Raw genomic sequence first — 13,106 nt, 5'->3', positions numbered from 1 at the left:
TAAGAGAGACGTGAATGAAGCGGTTTCATATCGAGGGAGCAAAGTGGCTTAAGTGTTTGTTGCATTATCCATGGTATAGTAAGGAGCGCCTAGGCGCTCCCATTACCATATAGACTGCATATCCCATATTTCCATGGACTTAACCAGCGGTTCCCCATCGCCCCAGATCTCAAGTCCCAGAGCATCCTTGCGGCTCGGATACACCCGGGTGGTCAGACTTTTCAATCCGTTGGCATATGCTTCGACCATAGAGCGGTCCAAATAGATGTGCAGCTTCAGATTCTCTCCTAACAATTCCAGCTTGCCTCCTTGAATCCCGCTACACTTTTCACCCGGGTGCAGTGTCGTTTTCGTGCGGTCCACAAGGAACTTAGCTTCATTACAGTCATAAACCAGCAGTGTCTCTTCTTCCCCATCCGGTGTACACCGGACTTTGATTCCGAGTTGTCCGGCATTGCCCGGCTCCAGTTCCAGCTGAATCTCAAGCATGTCGCCTTGTACATCCCCCAGTAGCAGATTAGCTTCAGCCAACGACTTGTCTTGGAGGGATAGCCGCTTGGTGCCCCGCAGCGACTCCAGTTCCTGAATCGGTTCTATTCCCAATCGCCCATCATCTCTTAAATACACGCTTAACGGCAAACCTCCGTTATGAGCCCAGCCCGATTTGTATTCCATCTCTGACGTACGGTCCCCTTGGGCAATTGTGAACACAATATTTCTGCCCGTTTTCGGATCAACCATGCCGCTCGGACCGGTAAAATGGAAATCACCAACATCTATCAGTTGCGGTTCTTCTTGATCCGGAATAAATGACAGCTCATCCTTCTCCAGCTGCCCGATCCAATAGAATACCTCAACATCGGCACCCTTTCCTACAGGACTAACCAGCAGAAGATGCTTGCTGTCCCCTTTGTTGTCAGTGCCTAAGGGAAGAAGTACAGGCAATTCCCAGATGGGGCCAAGATAAGGGAACTTCTGAATATCCGCCTGATAGAAAGGACCTTTATACGTCCAATTCAGCATATCCTGCGAGGCAAATGCTAATGCTGCCCCGCCTTCGCCCTCAATTCCCGATCCTACCAGGGCATACCAGCCGTCCTCATCCTTCCACACGAACGGGTCCCGGAAATCTCCGAATGCGCCCATCCCCTTCTGCTGCACGATGAGCGGCTCCGGGTGTTTAATCCACGTAATGAGATCCGGGTCTCCGTCCTGCGGATAAGTGCTACGGGCAAGTGCAACCCTCTGATTCGGTGAAGCACTATCATTGCCTGCTGTAAAGAACAGAACCGGCAGCCCCTCTGCATCATAAGCCGCACTTCCCGACCAGATCCCATCCGGGGCGAGCTGATCCCTCTCAGGCGCCAGCGCTACAGGGAGATCACGCCAATGCACCAGATCTTCACTCACCCAATGTCCCCAGTGGATATGATGAAAGTACGGTCCTTGCGGATTGTGCTGATAGAACAAATGATATTGCCCGTCAAAATATATTGGCGCATGAGGCTCGTTCATCCAATGTGCCGGAGGGCTGACATGATACTGCGGCCTGTGCCGGTCCTTAAGCAGAGGTATACGATCCAGCTTAATGTCGTCATAATTCAACTTCGGCCGGACGCCTCCATGTGCGGAATCCAACACTTCCTGATAAAAAGCTGCTGCTTCTTCGTTACTCAGGGCACGGTTATAAATCTTCATCTCATCCATGATCCCGCTGAACATATGAAGGCTGAACACTTCGGCAAGCCTGCTGCCGTGATTATTCCTGCCGATGAACAAATCCGTGTCCATCGCCTCCGCTATGCGGGAACCGCGGGGCACAGCAGCCGATGTGATTTCGGTGCCGTTCAGCAGCAGCTTGATTTCACCCGCTTCTCCATCGAATACGGCGTTCACATAAGACCACTCATTCTTGGGAAGTTCATAACCATCCGGCGCCCAGATTTCCTTCCATTCTCCTCCCTCAAGCCCGATTTGGAAGGACCAGGAGCCATGACGGAACATGCCGAGCAGATATCCCTGCCTAGTCTTGTTATTGTAGCGGTTCACTATGGCAGCCAGTTTGCCTTCATGTCCCCACTCATAGGTGCGCGGGGCAATCCATACTCCAATGCTGAGAGCCGATAGAAATTCCGGCTCTCCGTTACGCTCTTCTCCGTGGACAGAATGAGCAATATACGTTGAGTAACCATCGAAGAGGAGAGCACTTCCTGCTACTCCCTGTCTCCACGGCGGAGTACAAGGGTCGGTAAACTCCGCATTATTGAATACATAATGAATCTCATCTACCGTCTTAGTGACGCTCTCCATAGCGCTTGCTCCGCTTCCTTCATCGAAAGCCCAATGCATCATTAGTCCCCGGTCACCTTCATGGCCGCTCATTCGTCATTCCTCCCTTGAGACTGCCTTGTACTAACACTTGGAATCTGAATGGACTTCAGCGTATGGATTTGAAGCGAGTTCAGAACAGCCTGTCCTGATTGTGTGCTTACCTGGATATTCTCAATCGGAGCATCCGGGAAAATCTGATCGGTTAGCACAACCAGACCATTAGCTGCATAAACTTCAACTGCATTGCGATCCAGCCAGATGTGCAGCTTAAGCTTGCCGTTCGCAGCGGCCAGCCTGGCACCGTGACGGCTTGCGAACGCCGGGTGGAAATCCGTCAGACCACTTTTTGAACGGTCCGTGAACAGCCATTCCTGAGCAGGGTCATATCCGATAATAATTTCGCTCTGCTGTCCGACAGATTGCAGATGGATATATACCGCGTCCCCGGATAGGATATCAATCTCTCCTTCAATTTCTAACAGATCACTATTCATCTGCTGTCTAAAAGGAGTCGCCGGCGTAATTGTGATATCGTTCCAGCTCATAGATTCATTCCGCAGCTGCTCTATTTCCCGGACAGGCATTTGGCTCAGCACGACACTTCCGTCCTTACTGGTCAGGGACATGGCACGGGGCAAAGTCATCGCACCTCTCCAGGAGCCGGTAGGCGTCTCGTTGGCATATTTCCAGTTGCTCATCCATCCGATGATTACGCGGCGTCCGTCCTGCTCCGGAATATCGGACCAGGTAACTCCCGCATAATTATCTCTTCCATAGTCAAGCCACAGTATATGATCCGCAGGATTGTCATTGATGAACGTCTTTCCATCGAACTCTCCAATAAAATATTGTGTGCGCGATCCCTCCGGACAATTGGGATGATCTCCGATGCTGATGATCAGCACCCATTTCGAACGCCCGGTGTCATCCACCGGCAGTTGAAACAGATCAGGGCATTCCCAGACGCCGTCATGTGATCCTTCTTCTCTACCGAATTCACCGGTCAGCGACCATTCACGCAGATTCTCGGATGCGTAGAACCGGGCATGATCTCCAGCGACAATCACCATAATCCACCGTTCACTTTCCGCATGCCAGAACACCTTGGGGTCCCGGAAGTCTATCAGTTCTTCCTCGGCCAGCACCGGATTTCCGTTATATTTATGCCAGTTCATGCCCTTATCGCTGCTGTAAGCCAGGCTCTGCCGCTGGCGCGGCTGCCCTGTATCCGGATGGTGATCGGCATGCGTAAAGATCGCGACAAGTCCATCCGAATCTTCAAATAAGCCGCTGCTGTTATTCCAATCCACTACACAGCATCCCGAAAAGATTGCTCCGTGCTCATCCGGAAATAGAGCAATAGGCGCGTGCTCCCATTGAATCAGGTCTTCACTGACAGCATGGCCCCAGTGCATTGGTCCCCATTTATTATCGTAAGGATGATGCTGATAGAATAGATGATAGCTTCCCTCATAATAGACTAATCCGTTCGGGTCATTGGCCCAGCTGGAGGGTGGTGAAAAGTGAAACCCTGGTCTGAATTGCTCATCATTATTGTGGTTCCCAGACTCTATCATCTGGTTAATCTCTTCTGTCGTCGGCATAGAACCAAGAGCCCCCTTTCGTGTGGTTACTAGCGCTCCGCCGGCATTGGCAAAAATCAGCATACTGGTAATTTGCTGGTTGGTCAGCTCCTGCAGGGAACTTCCGCTTTCTAAAAGCTTGTATAACAAACAGCCTAGAAAAGCATCGCCTGCTCCTGTCGTGTCGATTGCTTTGACCTTAAAGCCCGGCACATATCCATCCTGACCAGCCAACCGGTAATAGCAGCCTTTTTCCGCTAAAGTGACGACGAGGAGTCCGATGTCATATTGCTGCTGGAGTTCTTGTACGCCTTTTTCAAGATTGCTGCTGCCAGTAACAAAAGCTAGCTCTTCTTCCGAGATTTTCAACACATCGGCATAATTCATCCCCCAGAGAATATTCTGTCTGGCCTCCTCCTTACTCTCCCATAACGCAAACCGGATGTTAGGATCAAACGACAGTAGAACCCCTGCTTCCTTCGCTCTGCGGACTGCCGTCCGGGTTGCCGTGCGGGCAGGCTCATGGGTCATGGACAGCGAGCCGAAATGCAGCACCTGACAAGCTTCAATCTGCCCCAGCGGAACATCCTGCGCGTGTAAGAAGGTATCTGCCCCCGGCTTCCGGATGAAGCTGAAAGAGCGGTCCCCCTGGTCATCCAGGTGAACAAAGGCCAATGTTGTACTCGCTTCATTGGTAACCGACACCCCTGTTACATCTACCCCGTTATTATGCAGTGCATTTTGCAGCAATGAACCGAAGGGGTCTTCCCCAACTTTGCTGATCAGTGCTGATCTGGCACCCAGACGTGAGAGTGCTGCGGCTACGTTTGCCGGAGCCCCCCCTGGATTGCATTCAAACAGCCCGTTACCTCCTGCTGTCTGGCCTGCCGGTGTAAAGTCTATCAACACTTCTCCTATTGCGATGACATCAAGCACAGTTTCTCCCCCACCTAACTTCTATTTATTTTTTCAGATTTGCATTATATCGATCCAACCCTTTTTGGTAGATCTCCATCAGTTCATTCAGGCCCATCTTGTCCAGTGTTTTAATGTAGTTGTCCCAAGCCTTATCTGCGCCGCCCTCTACAATGAATCTTCCTCTTTGGGTATTTACATATTTAATCAGCTCTGGCTCGATCTTGTTGATGGTGTCCAGTTCTTCCGGCTCGAAGAAGATACTCGGATAGTTTTCCTTTTCCATATATGGATTGTAATATTGCTCGAGATCTTTAGCGCGCTGCTGAGCCCGGGGTTCCATGTCCACCACTTTACCGAAGTCATCGATAGTAATGACACCAGGTGCGCCCGATCCCGGAGCAACCTTCTGGCGGAATTCACCTGCTGAGGCTCCTTCAGGAAGCGGTAAATTCACCAGTTTTCCGTTTTCGTCCTTCTTGTACACGACATCCAGCGGTCCCCAGTGGATTTGAGCAGCCATGTAAGGCTCATACTGCTGGTCAATCCAGCGCATGGTGATTTCCGGATTGCTGTCCGCTTTGGTAATGGCAAACGACCCTCGGCCTGGACCTCCGCCATTCGCGCGTCCAATCGTTTGCTCTCCATTCGCGCCTTTGAGCGGAGATAAGAGTACATAATCCTTGGCACGTTCGGTTCCGACAACTTCTTCGACTTCCCACCAGATATAAGATCCCAGTGTCTCATCTGTCGTTTTGCCTTTGGCCAGATACTGTGCAGCATCCTGGGTGAAGGATTCCGGATCAATCAGGCCCTGCTTATACCATTTTTCATGGAAATAATTCAGGGCTTCCTTATATTCAGGCTGAGTTGCGGTGAAAATGACTTTTCCTTCACGGACGACACGGTGCTCCAGATTATCCGGGAGACCAAAGGCCCCGAATAGTCCGGCAATATCCATGCACCACTGCATATGCATGAAGCTTAACGGGATTTCATCCTGCTTGCCGTTGCCGTTCGGATCTTTTGTTTTGAAGGCAAGCAGCGCTTCCGTGTATTCATCCAGCGTTTCCGGTACTTTTAGGCCCAGCTTATCCAGCCAGCTTTTATTAATGACGTGGAAGAAAGGGTTGGTTCCAAGATTGTTTTCTTCCCAGGACGGCAGCCCGTAGATATGCCCATCCGGCGCTGTGATCGATGATTTGATATCAGGACGGCGATCCAGAAGCGCTTTCAGGTTAGGTGCATACTGATCAATTAAATCCTCCAGCGGAATAAGTGTTCCATCTTTACCGTAATTGATCAGCTCGTAATCAGTGAATCCGGCGGCATAGAAGGCATCCGGCAAATCGCCACTTGCAAGCAGCAGGTTTTTCTTTTCTGTATAATCGGTATCCGGGATGTTCTCCCAATCAATCTTCACATTGGTTTCCTGCTCCAGCCGCTTGAAGATTTCCATCTCTGAGAACTCTGGTGCCAGGGCCGCCTTCGGGGCTACCATTCTTAACGACACGGGTTTGTTTACAACAGGAAGACCAGTTGCATTGAAATTGTCTTTCTGATTGGAATTCTCCGCCTGATTGTTTGTCCCGTTACCGTTACCCGAACATCCGCTCAGCGCAAACGCTCCGGCCAATACCAGAATCCCCGCATTTTTAAATAAAGAACTCATTTTCGATAACCTCCCTTTTGTTCATTCCGCCTGCTAATTACTCCTGTTTTGGTTTCACCTATTGCTCTGAATATGCGGTGCATCCCCCCTTTCAAGTACCGCGTCAGAGTACTATCCTTTGATGGAGCCGATCATTACGCCTTTAACAAAGTACTTCTGGAGGAAAGGATACAAAATCAGCAGCGGAAGACTGGATACCATGATGACCCCGTATTTGATCAGCTCTGTCACACGCATCTTGGCGGCATAGGATTCCACATCGATCATCATGCCGGAGTTGACCTGATTCTGGACAAGGATGTTGCGCAGCACTAATTGCAGCGGATACTTGCTCTCATCGTTCAGATAGATCAAGGCATCGAAGAAACCGTTCCAGAAGCCGACCACATGGTAGAGCACCATTACTGCCAGGATGGACTTGGACAACGGCAGAACGATACTCCAGAAGAATCTGGTGTTGGAACACCCGTCAATGGAAGCCGCTTCCCACATTTCGTCTGGTATGGATGACTGGAAAAAGGTTCTTACAATAATGACGTTAAAAACACCGCCTGCCCCGGGAATGACCAGCGCCCACATCGTATTCAGCAGGTGCAGATCCTTAATCAGCAGATAAGTGGGAATCAGCCCGCCGCTGAAAAACATGGTCACCAGCAAAAACCACATAATCACAGACTTCCCGGCCAGATCCTTCCGGGCTAACGGATAGGCTGCAAATACCGTCACGGCTACTCCAATTAATGTTCCCAGCGTTGCATAAAGAATGGAGTTGCCATATCCGATCCAAATGGAGGAGTCACTGAATATCCGTTCATAACCGTCCAGTGTGAAGCCTTTCGGGAATAGCCAGACCTCACCGGAGTAAATGTAATTGGGGTCACTGAATGAGGCAACCAGTACAAAATACAATGGATACAGTACTAGCAGCATAATAATGGTCAACAGAATGTAGTTGATGATGTCAAACCATACATCCCCTCTGCTCTTTCGCTTCACTAATTGATTCATCATCATTTCCTCCTTACCACAGACTGGTCTCTGTCATCTTTTTAGCGATCCGGTTAACGGTGAAGATCAGGATAATATTAATAAGGGAGTTGAACAGGCCGACTGCCGTAGAAAAACTGTATTGGGCCTTCTGAATCCCCATCTCATATACATAGGTAGGGATAATATTGGAGGTGGCGTAGTTTAGATCACTCTGCATCAAAAACGCCTTTTCAAAACCGATACTCATAATGTTGCCCAATGCGAGAATCAGCAGGATAACGATCGTCGGCAGGATGCTGGGAATATCTACATACCAGACACGCTTCCATTTGCTCGCTCCATCCATAATGGCCGCTTCATGCAGCTCGGGATTGACTCCCGCAAGTGCAGCAAGATAGATAATTGTGGCGAAGCCTGTTTCCTGCCAGATTCCTGATAAAATATACAAGGGACGGAACCAACCCTCATCAGCCATGAAGAGAATAGGCTGTCCGCCAAACGAGGTAATTATATGATTCACGATTCCGCTGTTTGGAGACAAAAAAACATTGAGCATGCCAACGAGTACTACAGTAGAGATAAAGTGAGGCGCGTAAATCACGGTCTGTACAAATTTCTTATAGGACTTGCCCAGCATCTGATTCAGCATAATTGCGATGATGATTGGAGCCGGGAAGCCAAATAACAGTGAAAGAAAACTGAGTGAGAGCGTGTTTGTGATAATGGTCCAGAAGTTATAGGAATCAAAGAAATCTACAAAGTGCTGAAATCCTACCCATTCACTTCCCCAGATCCCCTGGCTGGGTGAGAAATCCTTAAATGCAATTTGCACCCCATACATCGGATAGTACTTAAATACGAGGTAAAGAATAATGATTGGCAGTAAAAACAGGTACAGTTCGTAATCGCGTTTGAACCTGCTCCACGGTTTGCGTTTTGGTTGGATCATGGAATGATCCACACGGTTGGTTGTTGAATTCACGCATATTCTCCCTTTCGTGTGCAAATAATTTTTTTGAAACGTTTCCAATTTAAATTTAGAAAAACTCAGTCGGTAGATCTCTATCAAGTACTTCATAAAAATCAATATTGAAACGTTTCCAATTTAGAGTGAAAAACATCAGTTCATAGAGTGCATCCACAGAATAAGCTGAAGTTTTTCGATTAAAGGGATCATGTCGTTTCACCTTGTTTGAATTTAACAGGGATACGATACACTTGTTTATCTAAGGGAATGCCTTCAATCTTGTTATAGAGCAGTCTAATTGTCATACGTGCCATCTCTTCTACCGGTTGCCTGATTGTAGATAGAATAGGATGAAAATAAGGGTTATCCTGAATACCGTCATAACCGATGACCTTCACATCCTCTGGTATACGAATACCCTTCCTGCGTGCTTTGTCAATATAGCTGGCAGCCAGCATATCGGTAATGGCAAAAATTCCATCTACATCGCCATGCTCGTTGAGGAACTCGTGAATATAGGCATTGTCATCTACTATTGGATCCGGCTTCTCATAGATCACATAATCGATACCCAAAGCCTCCGCTTCATGGATAAATCCTTGCCTGCGGTTCATGGTTTCGCTGAAAACGGAAGTAACACTCCCCATAAAAGCCGGTTTCCTGGCTCCTGCTCTCACCAGCTCCCTTAAAGCAAGACGTCCTCCCTCAAAATTATCTGAGGTCACACAGGTAATCTTCTTGTTAAAGTGCCTGTCGATGCTTACAATCGGAATGTTGTTGCTCACATTATTCTCGATATCGTTATAAGTTATGCCCACAATCCCCGCCACTTTGTTCTGCCGGAGCATTTCCAGATAGTACAGCTCCTTCTCAGGCTTACCTCCGCTATTACATAACATAAGCTTAAAGCCTTCCCGATCCAGCTCATCCTCAATGTAATAAGCCAATTCAGAAAAGAATGGATTCCAGATGCTCGGAAGCAGTAGAGCTACCATCTTGGATTTCTGCATCTTGAAATTCCGGGCCACTTCATTAGGGAAGTAATTCAGTTCTTGTATCGCTTCCTCCACTTTTTTGCGTGTCTTGGGTTTAACAGCGCCAGAGTTGTTAATGACTCTGGATACGGTTCCTACAGCAACGCCTGCTAAGTTTGCAACATCTTTAATACTTGTCATATAACACCTCCGAACTCTCTCTGGAAAATATAATATCACCAAAATGGAAACGTTTCAATATTTATTTTGGAAACGTTTCAAAAGGAGGGCGAGTCACGAGTGCAGACACACATCGGGGCTGTCTTGCTCCCAGGAATAATGCTGTAGACTGACAAGCTTCAGTTCTTTTGAAGCCGCCATGTCCAATTTCAATGTTGCATAATGATTGTTTACTAATTTTATTGCATTAATTGTGATTCTGATCATAGTTACTATTCAAAAACCTAAATATACTGAAAACACTATAATTACATTTTTATCATTTATATCCAATTTGGAGATCTGTGAACAAGGATGTAGTTGTAAATTTCACGAAAGGGGTCTTGCCCTCTCCACACTTCCCTCCGTACATTAAGGTTGTTCGCCGCCTTAGTCCTTGCACCCCAGATCGCAGCTTGAGTAAGTACACAGGCTTGATAAAGGATGATTATAAGAACCCGGCACAACTTAAAACCAACCAATTTGATCGGAGGAGTATTAAATATGAAAAAGACTGTAGCTTCACTTCTTGCAGGTATTGTAGCACTTGGATCCTTTGCCTCGGTGGGCACTGCGGCTGAAAACAATGAGCAGAATAATCCCATAGAGCTCTTCTCAGGCTCTTCCCCTATTTCAATTACGGACCAAGCCTGGAAAGCCCCGGCAGGCTCCGCTTCTGAGGACAAAGTATGGGGATATCTTGAGAATGTTAAAGGGAACCTGCATCTTTCGGCTAAGGAGGATGTCCGGGAGAAATTCAAAATTACAGAGCAAAAAACAAACAGCAGGACCGGCAGCCAGCATTACCGGTTAAGCCAGTATATCTCGGGGATACCGGTATATGGAGCCGATCAGACCCTGCATATCGACAAAACGGGCAACGTTACCTCCCTGCTGGGAAGTGTAGTTGAAGATGTATACCAGACCATTCCGCAGCCGCTGATTCAACTCCAAACCATATCCGGAGCAGAGGCCATTCTGGCAGCCAGCCAGGATGCCACGCTGGAACATGGACCGCTAGGTGAGCCGCAAATAACTCCTACAGCGGATTTGTATTATTTTATCGTTGACGGAGAACCTAAATTAGCCTATAAAACGGAAGTGAACGTGCTGGAACCCGAGCCTTTGCGGATACGGTACTTCATTTCTGCGGAGAATGGCAGCGTACTGTTCAAATATAACATCTTAGAGAACCTGACGGGTACGGGCACTGGAGTGTTTGGAGATACCAAAACGTTCGAGACACGCCTCTCGGGTTCAACCTACCAGCTCTATGACAGCACCCGCGGCAAGGGCATTGTGACCTATACCGCCAAGAACAAGACTTCTCTTCCGGGGACGCTCTTAACCAGCACTAACAATGTCTGGACAGACAAAGCCGCGGTTGATGCCCACACCTATGCTGAGAGAACCTATGATTATTATCTCCAGCATTTCGGCCGCAACAGCCTGGACAACAACGGACTGCAGATCCGTTCGACCGTTCATTACTACACTTCCTATAACAACGCATTTTGGAATGGTGCGCAAATTGTTTTCGGTGATGGGGATGGATCTACCTTTACACTGCTGTCCGGTGATTTGGACGTGGTCGGCCATGAGCTGACGCACGGTGTGACTGAGAAAACATCCAATCTTGAATACTACGGAGAACCGGGGGCACTTAATGAGTCCTTCTCCGACATCATCGGAAATTCAATTGAAGGTGCGAACTGGCTGATCGGTGATAAAATATATACACCGGGTGTAGCGGGTGACGCACTCCGCTCACTAGCTAATCCGCCATTGTACGGCCAGCCTGACAAATACAGCGACCGTTATACCGGCTCGGCAGACGAAGGTGGTGTGCATACGAATAGCGGCATCAATAATAAAGCTTTCTATCTGGCTGCTCAAGGCGGTACGTTTAACGGTGTAACAGTCACAGGCATTGGCCGTGAGGATGCCGTTCAAATCTATTACAATGCACTTGTATATTATCTTACAACCTCCTCCAACTTCTCTGCTGCACGTACAGCCATCATTCAATCGGCCACTGAATTGTTTGGAGCAGGCTCGGCTCAAGTAACTGCTGTAACCAAAGCTTACAATGCGGTAGGCGTCTACTAAAACAGAATAACAGGCCAATGATCCTGAGGATCATTGGCCTGTATGATGTAAATCAACAATAATAAGCTCTGGATTGATTTACTGAATGGCTCTGTAAATCATCTCAGACAAATCAATGGCCCATGCCGTGGCTATTTGTTGTTACTGTTGTGGACTGAAATAAAGTGACATCTTCGGCACTTGCGGCAGTCAAAATGGTTAATGAGCTAATCAGCAATACGGTTGTCAATAACAAAAGCTTCTTTTTCAACATTTTCATCATTGAACTCCCCTTCTAAAATATTTCGCATAATTGCATGATACTCTTGTAGCTGTGAAATATTGGCCTTAGCTCTAACAAGCTCATAAAAAGCAATAGCTTTTCTAAAACCTGCTCTATCAAATAGTTTACCACTTAATATGATATTTTCCAGTGTTAGGTTTATTGCAATGGCTGACTTCCCCCGTTTAAACCAATAAATTGATAGTAGATGAATATATTCTATGTAGTACCTAACATCTACAGCAGGTGAGGTATCATCAGGTTTCTCAATGTCACTTTGCAGTTCTTCCAATGCCCAGTCCACCTGGTAGTTGTATCTTAAAGCGGAGTCCAAGATATTTAGCAACCCGGCGGTCAACTCTTCCCTTGCACCCATCTTTAAAAATTTCACGTATTCAGGCAATACTTCCTCCTTTCCCTCAAGTAAGTCAAGAACGAAGGTGTTTGCTCTAGCTGTACTTTTGTAATATTCAATTTCTGCCAATGATTCCTCGTCATCAAGTTGAACCCAGCTCAAATTTGAATACTTTTCTATACACTGGCGGGCGTTTTTGTAATCCCCAAGTTTTTGGAGAGCAATGCCCTTCGCACAAAGACTAAACCCAAAGTAATACACTAGAGAACGCTTTAACCTTTGGGTCTCAGATCCCTTGGGGGCTGTAGCATGTATTACTGCGATCATCCCAATAATCTTATCAGAGATATCTATCATTGCTGTAAAATTGTCTAAGGTGAATGAAGCTTTTAGCATAGCTATTAAAGAGTCGGTATCCATACCATCAAGTTCCAACAACTCCTATTTCACTCCTTACAGACCATTTTATAGCAATAATAAGTCTTTTCCATCCTGTGGTCAATTAATTTGTTGGCTCTTAAATTGCCATTCGCTCCTCTCAACCGAAAAAAACTTGCAACTTGCGCAGGTTTCAAAGATTTCAATCTCCTGTCTCTTCAACTTCAATCTGCAAGCTCCAGATTTTCTCCAACTGCTGCCTTCACCTGACGTTATATTTAGATGTTTATCAAATCGGCAATAGTACCATGTTCTTGTCTTCCGACAAAAAACAAATTCTAAGGAGTTGCT

8 protein-coding genes are annotated in these 13,106 nt (G+C 47.3%); 1 reads left to right on the top strand and 7 read right to left on the bottom strand.

Annotation, left to right across the window (positions count from 1 at the left end):
- Nucleotides 1–102: 102 nt before the first annotated feature.
- The 6 genes from NST26_RS16325 to NST26_RS16300 all read right to left on the bottom strand — a co-directional run bounded on the left by NST26_RS16325 (nt 103) and on the right by NST26_RS16300 (nt 9,633).
- Nucleotides 103–2,382, bottom strand: coding sequence for a GH32 C-terminal domain-containing protein (locus tag NST26_RS16325; protein WP_340952727.1), 2,280 nt, complete (start codon nt 2,380–2,382; stop codon nt 103–105).
- On the bottom strand, nt 2,379–4,850 hold the full coding sequence (locus NST26_RS16320; protein ID WP_340952730.1) for a PfkB family carbohydrate kinase: 2,472 nt from the start codon (nt 4,848–4,850) through the stop codon (nt 2,379–2,381). The genes NST26_RS16325 and NST26_RS16320 overlap by 4 nt, the downstream gene beginning before the upstream one ends.
- A gap of 25 nt (nt 4,851–4,875) precedes the next feature.
- The gene (locus NST26_RS16315) at nt 4,876–6,501 is read right to left on the bottom strand and encodes an ABC transporter substrate-binding protein (protein ID WP_340952733.1); all 1,626 of its coding nucleotides are present in this window, start codon (nt 6,499–6,501) and stop codon (nt 4,876–4,878) included.
- A gap of 111 nt (nt 6,502–6,612) precedes the next feature.
- Nucleotides 6,613–7,509: a carbohydrate ABC transporter permease gene (locus NST26_RS16310; RefSeq protein ID WP_209874147.1), complete on the bottom strand. Its 897-nt coding sequence runs from the start codon at nt 7,507–7,509 to the stop codon at nt 6,613–6,615.
- A gap of 13 nt (nt 7,510–7,522) precedes the next feature.
- Nucleotides 7,523–8,440, bottom strand: coding sequence for an ABC transporter permease (locus tag NST26_RS16305; protein ID WP_340958055.1), 918 nt, complete (start codon nt 8,438–8,440; stop codon nt 7,523–7,525).
- Between the two features lie 224 nt (nt 8,441–8,664).
- Complete coding sequence (locus NST26_RS16300) at nt 8,665–9,633, bottom strand: LacI family DNA-binding transcriptional regulator (protein WP_209874150.1); 969 nt, start codon at nt 9,631–9,633, stop codon at nt 8,665–8,667.
- Between the two features lie 522 nt (nt 9,634–10,155).
- Between NST26_RS16300 and NST26_RS16295 the strand changes: the two genes are divergently transcribed.
- Nucleotides 10,156–11,760 carry a M4 family metallopeptidase gene (locus NST26_RS16295; RefSeq protein WP_340952736.1) on the top strand — a complete coding sequence of 535 codons (1,605 nt, stop codon included), beginning with the start codon at nt 10,156–10,158 and terminating at the stop codon, nt 11,758–11,760.
- A 206-nt stretch (nt 11,761–11,966) separates the two neighbouring features.
- Here the strand turns inward: NST26_RS16295 and NST26_RS16290 are convergent, their stop codons facing one another.
- Entirely contained in the window at nt 11,967–12,815 is an 849-nt protein-coding gene (locus NST26_RS16290; RefSeq protein ID WP_340952737.1) for a hypothetical protein, read from the bottom strand.
- Nucleotides 12,816–13,106: the final 291 nt, after the last annotated feature.

The sequence above is a fragment of the Paenibacillus sp. FSL R7-0128 genome, assembly GCF_038002245.1.
Lineage (GTDB): Bacteria > Bacillota > Bacilli > Paenibacillales > Paenibacillaceae > Paenibacillus_AQ > Paenibacillus_AQ silagei.
Note: the sequence above shows the minus strand (reverse complement) of the source record. Positions and strands in the feature narration are given on the sequence as shown.